This is a genomic window from Comamonas sp. HJ-2, from assembly GCF_053615495.1.
The window spans coordinates 47,814-66,603 of the sequence record NZ_JBSIFD010000013.1 but is presented as its reverse complement, the minus strand read 5'-3'; the positions used below and the strand labels follow the sequence as shown (position 1 = coordinate 66,603).

Below are 18,790 nucleotides of genomic sequence, written 5' to 3'. Positions count from 1 at the left end.
TACATGCCAAACAAGCGATAGAAGCTCTCATAAAGAGAGCAAACACAGGCCAGGCGGACAACAAAAAACCGGCAGTGTCGCCACTGCCGGTCTCTGGTTTCAGCACCCCATACGGGCGCTGACGACGGCCTTATTCGGCCACGGCCTGCTCGGGCTCGGCCTTGGGTGCGTCCTTGGGCAGCTCGGTAATGGTGAGCTTGACATCACCCTTGCCTTCGTTGCCCGCTTCGTCCCACTCCACTTCCAGGCGCCCGCCATTGGTCAGACGACCGAACAGCAGCTCATCGGCCAGCGAGCGGCGGATGGTGTCCTGGATCAGGCGCTGCATGGGGCGTGCACCCATGAGCGGATCGAAGCCCTTCTTGGCCAGATGCTTGCGCAGGTTGTCGCTGAAGGTGACCTCCACCTTCTTCTCGGCCAATTGCTGCTCGAGTTGCAGCAGGAACTTGTCGACCACGCGCAAGATGATCTGCTCGTCCAGCGGCTTGAAGCTGACGATGGCATCCAGACGGTTGCGGAACTCGGGCGTGAACAGGCGCTTGATATCGCCCATTTCATCACCGGCTTCACGCGGGTTCGTGAAACCGATGGTGGCCTTGTTCATGGTCTCGGCACCCGCATTCGTGGTCATGATGATGATCACGTTGCGGAAGTCGGCCTTGCGTCCGTTGTTGTCGGTCAGCGTGCCGTGATCCATAACCTGCAGCAGCACGTTGAAGATGTCCGGATGCGCTTTTTCGATTTCATCGAGCAGCAGCACCGAATGCGGCTTCTTGGTCACGGCCTCGGTCAGCAGACCTCCCTGGTCAAAGCCCACATAGCCGGGAGGAGCGCCGATCAGGCGGCTGACCGCATGACGCTCCATGTACTCGGACATGTCGAAGCGGATCAGGTCCACGCCCAGGATATAGGCCAGTTGCTTGGCAGCTTCCGTCTTGCCGACGCCCGTGGGGCCGGAGAACAGGAAGGAGCCGATCGGCTTGTCCGGCTTGCCCAGACCCGAGCGAGCCATCTTCACGGCAGACGACAGCACTTCCAGTGCCTTGTCCTGACCGAAGACCACGCTCTTCAAGTCTCGCTCCAGCGTCTGCAGCTTGCTGCGGTCGTCGTTGCTGACATTGGCCGGCGGAATGCGGGCGATCTTGGCCACGATGGCTTCGATCTCGGCCTTGCCGATGGTCTGCTTGCGCTGGGCTTCGGGCGCGATACGCTGGGCAGCACCGGCCTCATCGATCACGTCAATCGCCTTGTCGGGCAGGTGACGGTCGTTGATGTACTTGGCCGACAGCTCGGCAGCAGCCTGCAGGGCTTCCTGCGCATAGGTGATGCTGTGGTGTTCCTCGAAGCGCGACTTCAGGCCCTTCAAGATGTCCACGGTCTCGGCCACGGTAGGCTCGACCACATCCACCTTCTGGAAACGGCGCGACAGGGCCGCGTCTTTCTCGAAGATGCCGCGGTATTCCGTGAACGTGGTCGCACCGATGCAGCGCAGCTGACCGCTGGACAGCGCGGGCTTGAGCAGATTGGACGCGTCCAGCGTGCCGCCCGAGGCCGCACCGGCGCCGATCAGCGTGTGGATCTCGTCGATGAACAGGATGGCATGCGGCTTGTCCTTGAGCGACTTGAGCACGCCCTTGAGGCGCTGCTCGAAATCGCCGCGGTACTTGGTGCCGGCCAGCAGCGCGCCCATGTCCAGCGAGTAGACCACGCCTTCCTTGAGCACCTCGGGCACCGTGCCCTCGGTGATGCGCCAGGCCAGACCCTCGGCAATCGCGGTCTTGCCCACACCGGCCTCGCCCACCAGCAGCGGGTTGTTCTTGCGGCGGCGGCAGAGGATCTGGATGGTGCGCTCCACCTCGTACTCGCGCCCGATCAGCGGATCGATCTTGCCTTCCTTGGCGGCCTGGTTCAGGTTCAGCGTGAACTGCTCCAGCGGCGAGGCCTTTTCATTGCGCTCGCCAGCCGCGCCTTCTTCGCTCTCCGAGGGAGATTCGGCCTTGGCAGGCTCGGGCGGCTCGCCCTTCTTGATGCCATGAGCAATGTAGTTGACCACGTCCAGGCGTGTGACGCCCTGCTGGTGCAGGTAGTACACGGCATGGGAGTCCTTTTCGCCGAAGATGGCCACGAGCACATTGGCGCCCGTCACCTCCTTCTTGCCATTGCCTGTGGACTGCACATGCATGATGGCGCGCTGAATCACACGCTGGAATCCCAGCGTGGGCTGCGTATCCACCTCTTCGGTGCCGTCCACCTGAGGTGTGTTGTCCTTGATGAAGTTGGACAGCGATGAACGCAGGTCGTCGATATTGGCCGCGCATGCGCGCAGCACTTCAGCTGCACTGGGGTTGTCCAGCAGGGCGAGCAGCAGATGCTCCACGGTGATGAACTCGTGGCGCTGCTGACGGGCCTCGACAAACGCCATGTGCAAGCTGACTTCCAGTTCTTGAGCGATCATGTGCGACTCCTTTCGGCTTGCTTGGTTGACTCTCTGCTAACTAATCTGAGGGCGGACTGCGCTTATTCAACAGGCTCGAATGTGGCCTGCAAGGGATGACCCGCTTTCTGGGCCGCCTGCAGTACCTGCTCGACCTTGGTCGCCGCCACATCCTGGCTGTAGACGCCGCAGACACCGCGGCCGTCCAAATGAATCTTGAGCATGATCTGCGTGGCCGATTCTCGGTCCTTGCCGAACAGCTCCTGCAGCACGGCAATCACGAACTCCATGGGTGTGAAGTCGTCGTTGAGCATCACCACCTGATACATGCGTGGCGGCTGCAGCCGCTGGCGGCGCCGCTCGAGCACCAAGGAATCTCCATCGTCAGGCGTTCTGATCGCTGGCGAGACCGGGGGAATTGATGGGAGTTGGGTAGCCATGAAATCCATTCTAGCGAGCCGTTGCAATGTTTTTGCGCTGGCATATGCATAGCATTGTTAGGGATTTCAAGGCGGCCGGAAGCAAATTTGGCAAAACCAAGGGAAATCCATGGAAATCCCTTAACCAGCAAGCGCTCTGCGCTATCAAAAAATCAGGCTCCTATCCGACATTCGAGTGCAATCGGCTCGCAAGGCCAGCCATGATGCCTATTCATAAACCACTTTGACCTGGCCTGCCGCGGCCGAGCCATACCAGGCAGCCAGTGCGGCATCCGAGGGATAGAAGCGGCTGCTCTCGCCCAGCGCCAGCTCGCAACTGGCCGAGCCACGCTCGTCGCGGCATATCAGGTCCAGACGTACCTTGACGCCATGGTTGATATTGCCGCTCTCGGTTTCCTCGACCTTGGCCGGGAACTGGCGCAGCAGCGCCGGCACATCGGGCATCTTCTCCCCGACGCTGACTTGCAGATAGCGCGCAAAACGGCAGCGTGCATCGGCCAGGCTCCACATCTGCTGTACCTTCATGCGCAGGCCGCCGCTGAAGCGGTCGGGCTGGAGACGGCCCGAAACCACGACAAACTCGTCCTCCTTGAGCACTTCGGCGCAGGCCGCCATGGTTTTCTCGTCGACCGAGGCCTCGATCACCGCCGATTTGTCGTCCAGCGTGAAGATGCTGAGCCTGCCGCGCTGGCCGTTGATGGTGCGCAGCCCGCCGATGATGCCGGCCATGGTCTGCGGCTCGCGGCTGTCGCGCATCTCGCCGATAGGAGTGCGCACAAAGCGGCGCACTTCGGCCTCGACCTCGTCGAACAGATGGCCTGTCAGATAGAAGCCTATGGCCGTCTTCTCCAGCGTCAGCTTTTCCTTGACGCCCCAGGGCAGCACATCGGCCATGGGCGGCTCCGCCGTACTCGAGCCCAGCGCGTCATCGCCCATCATGTCGAACAGACCACCCTGGTCGGCGTTGGCGATCGAGGTGGCGGCAAAGCCGAATGCCGTGTCCAGCGTCGCCATCAGCGAGGCGCGGTTCATGTCTATCGTGTCAAAGGCGCCGCCCTTGATCAAGGCTTCCACGGTGCGCTTGTTGATGCGGCTGCGATCCACGCGCAGGCAGAAGTCGAACAGGCTCTTGAACGGGCCTTTCTCGTGGCCGTTGGGGCCTGTGCCCTCGCCGTTGCGCGCAGCCACAATGGCTTCGATGGCCGCCTGCCCCGTTCCCTTGATGGCTCCGAGGCCGTAGCGTATGACCTTGTCGGTCACCGGCTCGAAGCGGTACACACCGCGGTTCACATCGGGCATCTCGAAAGTGATGCCCATCTTGAGCGCGTCCTCGTACAACACCTTGAGCTTGTCGGTGTTGTCCATTTCCACGGTCATATTGCCGCAGTAGAACTCGGCCGTGTAGTGCACCTTGAGCCAGCCCGTGTGATAGGCCAGCAGGGAGTAGGCTGCCGCGTGCGACTTGTTGAAGCCGTAGCCCGCGAACTTCTCCATCAGGTCGAAGACCTCGTCGGCCTTTTCCTCGGACAGTCCGTTCTTGGCTGCACCCTCGCGGAAGATGCCCCGGTGCTTGACCATCTCCTCGACTTTTTTCTTGCCCATGGCCCGGCGCAGCAAGTCGGCGCCGCCCAGCGAGTAGCCGCCCAGCACCTGGGCGGTCTGCATCACCTGCTCCTGGTAGACCATGATGCCGTAGGTTTCGGCGAGCACCGACTCGACCAGCGGATGCGGGTACTCCACGACTTCCTGCCCGTGCTTGCGGGCAATGAAGGTGGGAATCAGGTCCATGGGACCTGGGCGGTAGAGAGCGTTCAGCGCAATCAGGTCTTCCAGACGCGAGGGCTTGGCCTCCTTGAGCATCTGCTGCATGCCGCGCGATTCAAACTGGAAGACGGCTTCGGTCTTGCCGTCGGAGAACAGCTTGTAGGTCGGGTAGTCGTCCAGCGGAATGTTCTCGAACTGGAAGTTCTCCTGGCCCTTGTGGCGCTTCATGATGAATTCGCGCGCAATCTCCAGGATCGTCAGCGTGGCCAGGCCCAAGAAGTCGAACTTCACCAGGCCCACGGCCTCCACGTCATCCTTGTCGTACATGGCCACGGCCGAGGTACTGCCGGGCTGCTGGTACAGCGGACAGAAATCGGCCAGCCTGCCCGGAGCAATCACCACGCCGCCGGCGTGCATGCCGATGTTTCGCGTCATGCCCTCCAGGCTCTGCGCCATCTCGATCAGGGTCTTGACGTCTTCCTCGCGCTCGATGCGCTCGGCCAGAATCGGCTCCTCCTTGATGGCATAGGTGTATTTATCGCCTTCCTTGGGCGGATTGGGCGGGTACTTGAGCGTGACATGCAGGCCGGGCTTGTTCGGGATCAGCTTGGAGATGCCGTCGCAGAAGGTGTAGCTCATGTCCAGCACGCGGCCCACGTCGCGGATGGCCGCACGTGCGGCCATGGTGCCGAAGGTGGCGATCTGGCTGACGGCATCGCGGCCGTAGCGATCCTTGACATAGTCGATCACGCGGTCGCGGTTCTGCTGGCAGAAGTCCACGTCGAAGTCGGGCATGGACACGCGCTCGGGGTTGAGGAAACGCTCGAACAGCAGGTTGTATTCCAGCGGATCCAGGTCGGTCACCTTGAGCACATAGGCCACCAGCGAGCCGGCACCCGAGCCACGGCCCGGCCCCACTGGGCAGCCATTGGCCTTGGCCCACTTGATGAAGTCCGACACGATGAGGAAGTAGCCCGGAAAGCCCATCTTCATGATGGTTCCCAGCTCGAACTCCAGCCGCTCCACATAGCGCGAGCGCTGGGCGTCGCGCTTGGCCGCATCGGGATAGAGGTGGACCAGGCGCTCCTCCAGCCCCTGGTAGGACTCGTGGCGGAAGAACTCGTCCATGCTCATGCCGGACGGCACGGGGAAATTGGGCAACTGCGGGTTGCCCAGCTCCAGCGTCAGGCTGCAGCGGCGGGCAATTTCCACCGTGTTCTCGATCGCGCTCGGAATGTCGGCAAACAGCTGCTCCATCTCGGCAGCGGTCTTGAAATACTGGTCGCGCGTGAACTTGCGCACCCGCTTGGCATTGCCCAGGATCTCGCCTTCGGCAATGCAGACGCGGGCCTCGTGGGCCTCGTAATCGTCGGGCTTGGCATACTGGATCGGGTGCGTCGCCACCACCGGCAGATTCAAGCGGCTGGCCAGCTTCACGGCCGCCAGCACATGCGACTCGTCATCGGCACGGCCCGCGCGCTGCAGCTCGATATAGAAGCGGTGCGGGAACATGGTGGCCAGGCGCTGGGCAATCTCGGCCGCCCCTTTTTCATCACCACGCGTCAAGGCAATGCCCACGGGGCCGGCTTGCGCACCGGACAGCACGATCAGTCCCTCGCCCAGCTCCTGCAGCCATTCCCACTTGTGCTGCGCCTGATCACGCACTACATTGCGCGTCCAGCCACGTGCCAGCAGCTCGGCAATATTGTGGTAGCCCTGCTTGCTCTGCACAAGAACGATGATCCGTGAAGGCGGTGCGTCGCCCAGCCCTTCGAGCATGATCTCGGCGCCCAGCAGGGGCTTGACGCCTTTGCCACGGCCTTCGCGATAGAACTTGATACCGCCAAACAGATTGTTGAAGTCGGTAATGGCCATCGCCACCTGCCCGTCTTCGGCAGCGGCCTTGATCATGGCATTGACGCGGGTGGTTCCGTCGACGACGGAGAATTCGGTGTGCAGGCGCAGATGGACAAACATGGCCGCTATTGTAGGAAGAGCGCTTCGTCCCTGCGGACTCAATGCCTCTAGATTCGCTGCGGCCGTAGCGTAAAGACGCCAGCAACTCGCGAGCGCGATCCGGCGGCCCATTACAATGCGTCGATCCTTTTTCAGGAAGGTCCGGGCCTGGTGGTGTATGGTGTAGGTTTTGCGCCTTGCCGCCAGATGCGACGGGCCTGCCTCCTATTACCGCTAATGATTGTCAGAAAACTGTCCACCATGCCGCGTATTTCACTGACTCTAGTCCCTGCCGTGTTAATCGCCGCCACGCTGGCGGGATGCTCCAGCACCAAGGACGACCCGACGGCCAAGTGGACACCCGAGCGCATCTATACCGAAGCGCGCGATGAATCTTCCTCCGGTGCCTATGACAAGGCCGTGCCGCTGTTTGAAAAGCTCGAAGGCCGTGCCGCCGGCACGCCACTGGCCCAGCAGGCTCAGCTGGAAAAAGCCTACGCCCAGTACAAGGCCGGCGAAAAAGTGCAGGCTCTGGCCACGCTGGACCGCTTCACCAAGCTGCATCCTGCCAGCCCCGCCATGGACTATGCCCTCTACCTCAAGGGCCTGGTCAACTTCAATGACAACCTGGGCATGTTCGGCTGGCTGACCCGCCAGGATCTATCCGAACGCGACCAGAAAGCCGCCAAGGACTCCTTCGAGTCCTTCCGCGAACTGGTGACCCGCTTTCCAGATTCCAAGTACTCCGATGATGCCCGCCAGCGCATGCAGTACATCGTGAACTCGCTGGCCCAGTACGAAGTCCATGTCGCCAAGTACTACTACAGCCGAGGCGCCTATGTGGCGGCCATTGCCCGTGCGCAGGCTGCCATCAAGGACTACCAGAACGTGCCTGCGGTGCGCGAAGCCATGGTGATCCTCGTCAAATCCTATGACGCCCTGGGCATGACTCAGCTGCGTGACGACGCGCAGCGCGTGCTGGAGAGCAGCTATGGCGCCAACACCGAGCAAAGCGTAGAGAAGAAAAAAGAATCCTGGTGGAAGCTCTGGTAAGCAGCGTTTGCCGCCCAAGGGACAAAAGGATGCGTCAAGCGCATCCTTTTTCATTTCTACACCTCTGAATCCTGCACCGGCGCCTGCTCGCCGTCACGCCCGGCATGTTGCGCCGACAACTGCTCCAGCGCCGCCTCGAACTCCGGCTGACTGCCCAGCACGCGCATGGGAGGCAGCGCCGACATCAAATCCGCTCCATAGCCCATAGTCATCAAGCGGCTGTCGCAGATGACCAGCACGCCACGATCGGCTTCACTGCGGATCAGACGCCCGGCCCCTTGCTTGAGGGCCAGTGCCGCCTCGGGCAGCATGTAATCATGAAACGCTCCTCGCCCCACGCTTTCCAGCAGTCGCGAACGGGCTTCGACCAGCGGGTCGTCAGGTGGCGGAAACGGAAGCTTGTCGATCACCACCAGCTGCAGCATGTCGCCGGGCAGGTCCACCCCCTCCCAGAAAGTGGCGGAAGCCACCAGAACAGCTCCTCGTCCGGCGACTGCTCCGGCGGCCATAAAGCGCTGAATCAAGGCCAGCTTGGGCGCCTCGCCCTGTACCAGCACATCGAGATCAGCAAACAGGCCCAGGCTGGTGCGCAGCGATGCGCTGATCGCGTGCAGGGCCTTGAGGGTGGTAGTCAGCACCAGGGTGCGGCCGCCTATGCGCTGCGCTGCATCCAGCACCAGCTGGGCGACCTGCTGGCTGTGCTGTGCGCTGCCGGCCGCAGCAAAGGGCTGGGGCACATAGACACCGGCTTGCCGATGGTAGTCAAACGGGCTTTCCACCTGCAGCACCTGTGCTCCGCGCAGGCCGCAGGACTCGACAAACCAGCTCAGCTGGGCGTCATTGCCCAACGTGGCCGAGGTGAAGATCCAGGCCTTCTTCCTTGAAGAATCGGGCTCCTCGCCCTTGTCCGTGCCGGCATCCTCCAGCGAGCGCTGAAGCAGCCTCTGCTGCATGATGCGGGCAATCGACAGCGGAGACTCCAGCATGCGCAGATACTGCGCCCCGACCTCCAGCCAGCGCACGCATTCATCATCTGCAGGAGCAGCAAAGCGTGCCAGTCGCGCGAGCAACTCTGCTCCGCGCTCATACAGACGCTGCAGCTCTGCCCCTGCCCCCTCCAGGCTTGAGAGCGGAATCAACAAGGCACGCAGGCTCTGCCCCAGCCGCACCAGTGCCGCACGCCATTTCACCGCATCCAGACCCTGCGGGGTCACCGCTTGCCACGCAAGCCGTCCTCCGACCGGAGGCTTGCCGGCCTGCAGGCGCAACTCACGCATGGCCTGCTCCAGCGTGGCACAGAGCACCAGCCAGTCGGCCATGCCGCGTGCATGTTCCTGCGTCAGCCTGAGGGCATCGCGTGCATACCCCACCAACTGCTGACTGGACAGAGCCTCTCCGGCAAACTGCACGCCGATGTCGTTGAGCCGATGGGCTTCATCGATCACCACCACGCCGGTGTTGGGCAAAAGATGAGCCATGCCGCTGTCGCGCACATCGAGGTCGGCAAACAGCAGGTGATGATTGACCACCACCACGTCGGCCTCCAACGCCTGCTGACGCGCCTGATTGACATGACAGCCCTGCCAGTGCGGGCAGTCAGACCCCATGCAATTGTCCTTGGTGGAGCTCACCAAGGGCATCACAGGGGAGCGCTCATCCAGCGCCGTCAGCTCGGCAAGATCGCCGGTACGCGTGACCTTGGCCCAGCGTTCCACATCGGCCACGGCGCGCAGCACCTGCGGATCCTGGGGAGCCGTGCGACCCTGGCGCACACGCTCCAGCCGCTCCGTACATAGATAGGAAGAACGCCCCTTGAGCCTGGCCATGCGCAGAGGCAGGCCCAGACCATGAACCAGGCGCGGAAGATCACGGGCAAACAACTGGTCCTGCAGCGCCTTGGTGGCCGTGGACACCAGCACGCGCTGACCGCTGAGCAAGGCAGGCACCAGATAAGCGTAGGTCTTGCCAACACCCGTGCCGGCCTCCACCACCAGCACCCCGCCCTCCTCTATGGCCTGAGCCACCGCCAGCGCCATGCGGGTCTGGCCTGGGCGCGGCGTGAATGCGGGCTCAGCCAGCGAGAGCGCACCTTGCTGTGCAAACACCTGCGCGACCGCCTCCTGCAAATGAGTCAAAACCGTTTCACCTTCCAACAAGCCAAGTCAGCGCAAGCTCACATAAGATCGCAAATATTCGCCGAGGCCCAGCCTCTGCCCGATAAAATGTAACGCAACGTTAAATCTCGCTCCGCGAGCGCATTCGCACACACTCATGTCATCCAGCTACCGCATTCAGGCGGCCACCGGCATTCATCGCGGTGACCGAGAATACCAGCAGGACCAGGTTCTGCTCATGGCGCATCCCTATGCCAAGGGCTGCATTCTCGGCGTGGTAGCCGATGGCATGGGCGGGCGCAGCGGCGGGAGAAAGGCATCCGATCAGGTCATGCTGACGGCCCGCCAGGTTTTCGAGCGCTTTGAGCCCGCCAAGGAAGACTGCACACGCATGCTGCGCACCATTGTGCAGGATGCCCACACCGTCATTCGCCTTACCGCCATAGCAGCGGAACAGGAGCCCCACAGCACCATCGCGGTCTTTGTGGTCCTGCCCGACAGTCGCTGCCACTTCATGCACTCCGGCGATTCGCGGCTCTACCATTTTCGCGGCTCTTCCCTCGTGCATCGTTCGCTTGATCACTCCTATGTACAGGCACTGGTCGACCGCGGCGAGCTCACCGAAACCGAGGCTCAGCACCACCCACAGTCCAATATCTTGCTGGGCTGCCTGGGTGCCGAGCCGCCGCCGCCCATGAGCCACCACATGATTGAGAAACTGCTGCCGGGCGACAGCTTGATGGCCTGCTCGGACGGCCTGTGGCATTACTTCACCGCACAGGAGCTGGGCACTGTGCTCGACGGACTCTCGCCACGCGAAGCCTCGCAATTTCTGATTGAAAAAGCCAGGCGGCGCGCGGCCGGGGGTGGTGACAACCTCTCGCTGGCAATACTCAAGCTGGACACCTCAGCCGCAGCGGCAAACGCTTGAAGAGCTATTCAGTCCAGACAATCCAGACAAGACTGCTTGAGCGCCTTGGAAACGGGCGCTTGCAGCAATGCTTTCGGTAGCACCCTGCTGTAAAGCAATGTCTATCCTCAATGTATCAGGGAGCAGGTGCTGGCAGCGGCGCCGCCGTCTGACCGCGCTCCTTGGCCTGCTGCAAAGCCCTGGCTTTGTGTTCGGCTGCAGCCTTTAGCTTGGCCTCATGATCTGCCCGGGCCTTGGCTTCACGCTCGGCTCGCCCCTGATCGGCTTGTGCACGGTTTTGCTCGTGGCGGCGCACATAGTCGGCCTGCTTGCTGGCACGCTGCTGAGCCTCGGTCTGGCGCTGTGCCTGCGCCGCCTGCTCGTCAACCGCAGGTTTGGCACCCGGGCCGGTGGGCAGGGGCTGGCTCTTGCCATTCTTCTCACGTTGCTGAGACTTCATGGGAACGGCAGCGTTTTCGGCTTTTTTCTCTTCAATGGCCTGCAGCTTGGCTGCCGCCTTTTCCTTGCGCTCCGCGTCGTTGATTTCCAGCTCACGCGCACGCAGCGGCGCATCTTTTTCACGTGCCGCCCTGCGGGCATCGGCCAGACAGCCCTCCACGGCAAATTTCTGGTAGCAGAGCTTTTCATCAGCCACCCGCTGCTGCTCGATAACGGCGCGCTTGCCGAGAATCTCGTCGCGCTCGGCTTCGCGCTGCTGGTGCAATTGCTGGCGCGCCTTGTCGGCAACTTCCTTCTGCGCCTGCTTGTCGGTCTGCTGCGCCGAATCCACCTTTACCTGGGCCATGGCCGGCACACAAGCCAGCCAGATGGCGGCCAGGGGCGCCAGTGCAAAGCCTGCAATGCGGTGGCGGATCGGCTGGGCAAGGATAGTGGGCATCGTCATCAACTCAGAACTCGAAGTACAGGCTGGCATCTTAAGGCCGCAGGCAGTTGCCCGCAGGCGATCAGGTCAAGCTGGTGTCCACCACGCGGCGCTCAAGCGCCAGATATTCCTTGGAGCGCATCTCATTCAGGCGCGAGACGGTGCGCGGGAACTCGTGGGACAGAGGACCTTCGGTATAGATCTTCTCGGGCGGCACGGCAGCCGACAGAATGAGCTTGACATGGCGATCGTAGAGCACGTCCACCAGCAGCGTAAAGCGCCGTGCGGCCGAAGCCATGTTCACATGCAGCTCGGGCACATCGGACAGCAAGATGGTGTGAAACTGCGTGGCAATTTCCAGATAGTCATTTTGCGAGCGCGGGCCGCCGCAGAGTTCGCGGAAGTCAAACCACACGACGCCGCCGGCACGGCGCTTGGCTGCAATCTTGCGGGTTTCGATCTGCATCACCGGCTCTTCGTCATGGACTTCGGCCAGGCGATCGAAGGTCTCCTGCATCGCAGCATCGGCGTCCGGGCCCAACGGGCAATGATAGAGCTTGGCGTCTTCGAGAGTGCGGCGGCGATAGTCGGTGCCGTTATCCACATTCACCACTTCCATGCGCTCTTTGAGCAGGGCAATCGCAGGCAGGATCCGGTCGCGGTGCAAACCACCAGGATAGAGACCGTCAGGCTCGAAGTTGGAGGTCGTCACAAAGCCCACGCCGTTGGCAAACAGCGACTCGAGCAGCTTGTAGAGAATCATGGCATCGGTGATGTCGGCGACATGAAACTCGTCAAAACAGATCAGCTTGTACTTCTTGGCGATCTTGGCGCCAAGGGCATCGAGCGGATTCTGCGTGCCTTGCATGAGATGCATCTCGCGGTGCACCTCGCGCATGAATTCGTGAAAGTGCAGTCGCACCTTGCGCTTGAGGGGCACGGCATTGAAGAAGCATTCCATCAGAAAGCTCTTGCCGCGCCCCACCCCGCCGTACATATAGACGCCCTTGGGCAGATCGGGGTGATTGATCAGTTTCTTGAGAGCATTGGAGCGCTTGCCCTTGTACACGGCCCACTCGTCGGCACAGCGCTGCAACGCATCGACTGCACGCAACTGCGCGGGATCGCTTTTGAAACCCTTGGCGGCCAGTTCCGCCTCGTAGGCTTGTCTTACATTCACCGTCTTGTCTCCAGATGCTCAAAAAACAATAGCTGCTACCGCTTATGCACTAAGCGTTAGCAGCCATTTTGTTCTGAATTCTAAAAGAAACTCAGCCTGCGCGCGGGCACTTCACAGCCATGTCAAAACCTGCGCGCAAGACTGAAAAAACTTAGAAGTTCAGGGTACGCTTGTCCACAGCCAGAGCCGCTTCCTTGGTGGATTCGGACAGCGAGGGGTGAGCGTGGCAGATACGGGCGATGTCTTCGCTCGATGCCTTGAACTCCATGGCCACCACGGCTTCGGAAATCAGCTCGGACACCATGGGACCCACCATGTGCACGCCCAGGATTTCGTCAGTCTCGGCGTCGGCCAGGAACTTGACCATGCCGGTCGTGTCGCCCAGTGCACGCGCGCGGCCGTTGGCCAGGAAGGGGAAGGAGCCAGCCTTGTACTTGACGCCTTCAGCCTTGAGCTGCTGCTCGGTACGACCCACCCATGCCACTTCGGGGCTGGTGTAGATCACCGAAGGCAGAGTGGCGAAGTTCACATGGCCGTGCTGGCCGGCAATGCGCTCGGCCACGGCCACGGCTTCTTCCTCGGCCTTGTGCGCCAGCATGGGGCCACGCACCACGTCGCCCACAGCCCACACGCCAGGCAGATTGGTCTTGCACAGATCGTCCACCACGATGGCGCCGCGCTCGTCCAGAGCCAGGCCCACGGCTTCTGCGTTCAGGCCGATGGTGTTGGCGGTACGGCCGATCGACACGATCAGCTTGTCCACTTCCAGGGTCTGGGCTTCGCCCTTGGCGTTGGTGTAGGCAACGGTCACGCCCTTCTTGCCGGACTTGACTTCACCGATCTTCACGCCCAGCTCGATCTTCAGACCTTGCTTGTCGAAAGCCTTCTTGGCTTCCTTGGCGATCTGCTCGTCGACCACGGGCAGGAACTTGTCCATGCCTTCGAGCACGGTCACTTCCGTACCCAGACGGCGCCAGACCGAGCCCATTTCCAGACCGATCACACCGGCACCGATCAGGCCCAGCTTCTTGGGAGCCTTGCCCAGGCTCAGAGCGCCGTCGTTGGACAGGATGTTCTCTTCGTCGAAAGCCACGCCGGGCAGGGCACGGGCGTTGGAGCCAGTGGCCACCACGATCTGCTTGCCGGTGATGACTTCCTCTTCCTTGCCGGCAACCTTGATTTCATAGCCGCCTTCGACAGCCTTGACGAAGGAGCCGCGGCCGTGGAAGAAAGTAACCTTGTTCTTCTTGAACAGGTACAGGATGCCGTCGTTGTTCTGCTTCACGATCGCTTCCTTGCGGGCGATCATTTTGGCCACGTCCATCTCGACCTTGCCGGTGGAGATGCCGTGATCAGCAAAGTGCAGCTTGGCATGCTCGAAATGCTCGGAAGACTGCAGCAGCGCCTTGGAGGGAATGCAGCCCACGTTGGTGCAGGTGCCGCCGGGAGCAGCGCCGCCAGCGGCGTTCTTCCACTCGTCGATACAGGCGACGTTGAAACCCAGTTGTGCAGCGCGGATGGCAGCGATGTAGCCGCCGGGGCCTGCGCCGATCACGACGACGTCAAATTGCTTGCTCATGATTTGAATCTTTTCTCTGTTTAACTCGAAAAAAGCCCACCGCTTTTGGTGGTGGGCTTTGTAGAAGCTCGATCTGCTGAATTACAGATCAAACAGGAGGCGAGAAGGATCTTCCAGTGCGTCCTTCATGGCCACCAGGCTCAGCACGGCTTCGCGGCCGTCGATGATGCGGTGGTCATAGGACATGGCCAGGTAGTTCATGGGACGGATCACGATCTGACCGTTCTCGACCACGGCGCGATCCTTGGTGGCGTGCACGCCCAGAATGGCGGACTGAGGGGGGTTGATGATGGGGGTGGACATCATCGAGCCGAAGGTACCGCCATTGGAGATGGAGAAGGTGCCGCCGGTCATTTCTTCAATGCCCAGCTTGCCTTCCTTGGCCTTCTGACCGAATTCGACAATCTTCTTTTCGATGTCGGCAAAGCTCATCTGGTCGGCATTGCGCAGGATGGGCACCACCAGGCCGCGAGGCGAGCTCACGGCGATACCGATGTCGAAGTAGCCGTGGTAGACGATGTCGTTGCCATCGATGGAGGCATTGACTGCGGGGAACTTCTTCAGGGCATGCACTGCAGCCTTGACGAAGAAGGACATGAAGCCCAGCTTCACGCCATGTTCCTTGGTGAACTGGTCCTGGAACTTCTTGCGCAGTTCCATCACGGGAGCCATGTTCACTTCGTTGAACGTGGTCAGGATGGCGTTGGTAGCCTGGGATTGCAGCAGACGCTCGGCAATACGGGCGCGCAGACGTGTCATGGGCACGCGCTGCTCGGGACGGTCGCCCAGGTTTTCCTTGGTCACGGGAGCTGCCACCTGAGGCAGAGCCGCCTTGGGAGCGCCGGTGGGGATGGCTGCGCCAGCCTTGATCGCACCCAGAGCGTCACCCTTGGTCACGCGGCCGTCCTTGCCTGTGCCGGCCACGTTGGCAGCGGACAGGTTGTTGTCGGCCAGGATCTTGGCAGCAGCAGGCATGGCCACGCCGCTCTTGTCGGCGCCGGCAGGAGCGGCGGCCACGGGGGCAGCAGCAGGAGTCGCAGCAGCAGCGGGGGCGGCAGCAGGAGCAGCGGCGCCTGCGACGGCTTCGGAGTCGATCTTGGCGATCACTTGCTCGGCAGCCACGGTTGCGCCGTCGCCTTGCAGGATTTCGGTGATCACGCCAGCCGAAGGAGCGGGCACTTCCAGCACGACCTTGTCGGTTTCGATTTCGATGAGGATTTCATCGACGGCCACGGCCTCGCCGACCTTTTTCTTCCAGGTCAGCATGGTGGCTTCAGTGATGGATTCGGACAGCTGGGGGACTTTAACTTCAACGATTGCCATTTTGAATTCTTTCCAAAGATGTTTCTTGTGCCCCCTGTCCTCGGACAGGGGGTGTCGCCTGTATTACTTGGTCAGGACAAAGCCCTTGAGCTTGGCGAATGCGCCTTCCACCAGTGCCTTTTGTTGCTCTTGGTGCAGATGTGCGTAGCCAACTGCGGGCGAAGCGGACGCAGCGCGACCGGAGTAGCCCAGCTTCTGGCCTTCACGCATGTTCTCGTGGATGTTGTGCTGGATGAAGAACCAGGCACCCTGGTTCTGAGGCTCATCCTGGCACCACACGATGTCAGTAGCGTTGGCGTACTTCTTCACTTCGGCGGCGAACGCCTTGTGGGGGAAGGGATACAGCTGCTCGACGCGGATGATGGCGACGTCCTTGGATTCCTTCTCGGCACGCTTCTTGACCAGATCGTAGTACACCTTGCCCGAGCAGGCGATGATGCGCTTGACCTTGGCAGCGTTCTTGACGATGGTTTCGTCCTGCTCGGGGATCACGGTCTGGAAACCACCAGAGGTGAATTCGGACAGGGGCGACGTGGCGTCCTTGTTACGCAGCAGCGACTTGGGAGTCATGATGACCAGCGGCTTGCGCAGGCCACGAACCATCTGGCGACGCAGCACGTGGAAGATCTGGCTGGCCGTTGTGGGCTGCACGATCTGCATATTGGTGTCGGCAGCCAGCTGCATGAAGCGCTCCAGACGCGCCGAGCTGTGCTCGGGGCCCTGGCCTTCATAGCCGTGAGGCAGCATCAGTGTCAGGCCGTTGACACGACCCCACTTCACTTCACCCGATGCGATGAACTGGTCGATCACCACCTGGGCGCCGTTGGCGAAGTCGCCGAACTGGGCTTCCCACACCACCAGGGTGTTGGGATCGTTCGATGCATAGCCGTATTCAAAGCCCAGCACCGCCTCTTCGGACAGGATGGAGTCGATCACGACGAACGGAGCCTGATTCTCGGCCACGCTCTGCAGCGGGATGTAGGTGCCTTCGTCCCACTTTTCGCGCTTTTGATCGTGAATCACAGCGTGACGGTGCGTGAAGGTGCCGCGACCCGAGTCTTCACCCGACAGGCGCACGGGATAGCCCGAAGCGACCAGGGAGCCGAAGGCCATGGTTTCACCCATGCCCCAGTCCACGTTCACATCGCCGCGGCCCATGGCTGCGCGGTCGTCGTACACCTTCTTGACCAGAGCGTGAGGGTTCACGCTGGCAGGCAGGGTGGTGAGCTTCTCGGCCAGACGCTTCCACTCGGTCAGAGGGATGGCAGTGTCGCCGGCGTCGGTCCAGGTCTTGCCCACGAAGGGGCTCCAGTCCACAGCGTACTTGCTCTTGAAGTTGGTCAGCACCACGTCCTGGGTGTGACGGCCTTCGTCCATGGCAGCGCGATAGGCCTTGACCATGTCGTCGCCCAGCGTGTCGCCCAGGCCCTGGGTCGCCAGCTTGTCAGCGTACAGCTTGCGCGTGCCGGGGTGGGCAGCGATCTTCTTGTACATCAGAGGCTGTGTCAGTGCAGGCGTGTCCTGCTCGTTGTGACCCAGCTTGCGGAAGCAGATGATGTCGACCACCACGTCCTTGGAGAACTCCATACGGAATTCCAGGGCCAGCTGCATGGCCAGGCACACGGCTTCGGGATCATCGCCATTCACGTGCAGCACGGGCGACTCGATCATCTTGACGATGTCGGTGCAATACAGCGTGGAACGCAGGTCGCGAGGGTCAGAGGTCGTGAAACCGATCTGGTTGTTGATGATGATGTGAACCGTACCGCCGGTGGTGTAGCCACGGGTTTCGGACAGTGCCAGGGTTTCCTGGTTCACGCCCTGGCCGGCGAAGGCTGCGTCACCGTGCACCAGCACGGGCAGCACTTGCTTGCCCATGGGGTCGTCGCGACGGTCCATGCGCGAGCGCACCGAACCTTCCACCACGGGGTTGACGATTTCCAGGTGCGAGGGGTTGAAGGCCAGCGACAGGTGAACGGGGCCGCCCTTGGCAGACACGTCGGAGCTGAAGCCCTGGTGATACTTCACGTCACCGGCAGGCAGATCTTCGGGAGCGGTGTGATCGAACTCGGCAAACAGATCCTTGGGCGCCTTGCCCAGGGTATTGACCAGCACGTTCAGACGGCCACGGTGAGCCATGCCGATCACGACTTCCTGCACGCCCTTGGCGCTGGCGGAGTTGATCAGCTCGTCCATGGCGGCGATGAAGGACTCGCCACCTTCCAGCGAGAAGCGCTTCTGGCCCACATACTTGGTATGCAGATAACGCTCCAGACCTTCGGCAGCGGTCAGGCGCTCCAGGATGCGCTTTTTCTCGTCGGCGTTGAAGACAGGCTTGGAACGGATCGATTCCAGGCGTTGCTGCCACCAGCGCTTCTGATTCTGATTGGTGGCATACATGTACTCGGCACCCAGGGTGCCGCAGTAGGTTTCGCGCAGAGCATTCATCAGCTCGCGCAAAGTCATGGTTTCCTTGCCGAAGAAAGTGTTGCTGGTGTTGAACACCACTTCCTGGTCGGCGTCGGTGAAGCCGTAGAAGGAAGGCTCCAGCTCGGGAATTTCGGGGCGCTCGGTGCGCTTCAGAGGATCCAGATCAGCCCAGCGTTGACCCACGTTGCGGTAGGCTGCAATCAGCTGCTGCACGGCCGTGCGCTTGCGACCCAGCTCGGAGTCAGCGCCGGAAGCCACCACCACCTTGGTACCGCCCTGCTTTGCGCGCTCTGCGAAAGCATTGATCACGGGCAGGTGGGGAACGTCCTTGTTGTCGGTGCCGTCGACTGCAGGCACATGCTGCAGGGCATCGAAGTATTCACGCCAGGAATCGGGAACGCTGCCGGGGTTGGCCAGGTAGTTCTCATACATCTCTTCGACATAGGGCGCATTGCCGCCGAACAGATAGGTGTTGCCTTGATAGGCTTGATAGATCGTTGACTGATCGCTCATATCTCGCTGACCTCCGCTTTCCTTCGGAAAGCATTAGCTGGTTTGTAGAACCTCCCGCGACACGGCTGTACCGATTGGCGGATGCGACTGTGGCTGGGGAAGGGCCTTGAGTTGCGGCAGCCATTGTGCCACTGTTCAAAGTCTTGGTCTTATAAAAGACAAGATGTTTACACCCCTGGGAGTCGCTTACATTGCGGGAACTCCATAAACA

General features: G+C 61.4%; 11 protein-coding genes. 2 read left to right on the top strand and 9 right to left on the bottom strand.

From position 1 onward, the window contains the following. Positions 1-130 precede the first annotated feature (130 nt). The 3 genes from clpA to dnaE form a co-directional block, all read right to left on the bottom strand. The gene (clpA, locus tag ACWGXF_RS12310) at positions 131-2,455 is read right to left on the bottom strand and encodes an ATP-dependent Clp protease ATP-binding subunit ClpA (RefSeq protein WP_012838218.1); all 2,325 of its coding nucleotides are present in this window, start codon (positions 2,453-2,455) and stop codon (positions 131-133) included. Positions 2,456-2,517: 62 nt separating this feature from the next. Continuing rightward, complete coding sequence (gene clpS, locus ACWGXF_RS12305) at positions 2,518-2,883, bottom strand: ATP-dependent Clp protease adapter ClpS (RefSeq protein ID WP_034349666.1); 366 nt, start codon at positions 2,881-2,883, stop codon at positions 2,518-2,520. Positions 2,884-3,081: 198 nt separating this feature from the next. Continuing rightward, the gene (dnaE, locus tag ACWGXF_RS12300; RefSeq protein ID WP_039048670.1) at positions 3,082-6,615 is read right to left on the bottom strand and encodes a DNA polymerase III subunit alpha; all 3,534 of its coding nucleotides are present in this window, start codon (positions 6,613-6,615) and stop codon (positions 3,082-3,084) included. A 240-nt stretch (positions 6,616-6,855) separates the two neighbouring features. On the opposite strand from dnaE, the gene ACWGXF_RS12295 reads away from it, so the two are divergent. Beyond that, entirely contained in the window at positions 6,856-7,647 is a 792-nt protein-coding gene (locus tag ACWGXF_RS12295; RefSeq protein ID WP_003069900.1) for an outer membrane protein assembly factor BamD, read from the top strand. Positions 7,648-7,703: 56 nt separating this feature from the next. Here ACWGXF_RS12295 and ACWGXF_RS12290 read toward each other — a convergent pair whose 3' ends face one another. Next, on the bottom strand, positions 7,704-9,782 hold the full coding sequence (locus tag ACWGXF_RS12290; RefSeq protein ID WP_256630388.1) for an ATP-dependent DNA helicase: 2,079 nt from the start codon (positions 9,780-9,782) through the stop codon (positions 7,704-7,706). Between the two features lie 136 nt (positions 9,783-9,918). Here ACWGXF_RS12290 and ACWGXF_RS12285 point away from each other — a divergent pair, with 136 nt between their 5' ends. After that, positions 9,919-10,692, top strand: a complete 774-nt coding sequence (locus ACWGXF_RS12285; RefSeq protein WP_012838214.1) for a PP2C family protein-serine/threonine phosphatase — start codon at positions 9,919-9,921, stop codon at positions 10,690-10,692. Positions 10,693-10,807: 115 nt separating this feature from the next. On the opposite strand, the gene ACWGXF_RS12280 is transcribed toward ACWGXF_RS12285, so the two are convergent. From ACWGXF_RS12280 to ACWGXF_RS12260, 5 genes are all read right to left on the bottom strand, one after another. Further along, a complete protein-coding gene (locus ACWGXF_RS12280) occupies positions 10,808-11,569 on the bottom strand; it encodes a hypothetical protein (RefSeq protein ID WP_202787365.1) in 762 nt (253 codons plus the stop codon). Between the two features lie 67 nt (positions 11,570-11,636). Further along, on the bottom strand, positions 11,637-12,734 hold the full coding sequence (zapE, locus tag ACWGXF_RS12275) for a cell division protein ZapE (protein WP_054074148.1): 1,098 nt from the start codon (positions 12,732-12,734) through the stop codon (positions 11,637-11,639). Positions 12,735-12,885: 151 nt separating this feature from the next. Next, entirely contained in the window at positions 12,886-14,313 is a 1,428-nt protein-coding gene (lpdA, locus tag ACWGXF_RS12270; protein ID WP_034352346.1) for a dihydrolipoyl dehydrogenase, read from the bottom strand. A gap of 81 nt (positions 14,314-14,394) precedes the next feature. Beyond that, on the bottom strand, positions 14,395-15,636 hold the full coding sequence (odhB, locus tag ACWGXF_RS12265) for a 2-oxoglutarate dehydrogenase complex dihydrolipoyllysine-residue succinyltransferase (RefSeq protein ID WP_034352343.1): 1,242 nt from the start codon (positions 15,634-15,636) through the stop codon (positions 14,395-14,397). A 63-nt stretch (positions 15,637-15,699) separates the two neighbouring features. After that, on the bottom strand, positions 15,700-18,579 hold the full coding sequence (locus ACWGXF_RS12260; protein ID WP_012838210.1) for a 2-oxoglutarate dehydrogenase E1 component: 2,880 nt from the start codon (positions 18,577-18,579) through the stop codon (positions 15,700-15,702). Positions 18,580-18,790: the final 211 nt, after the last annotated feature.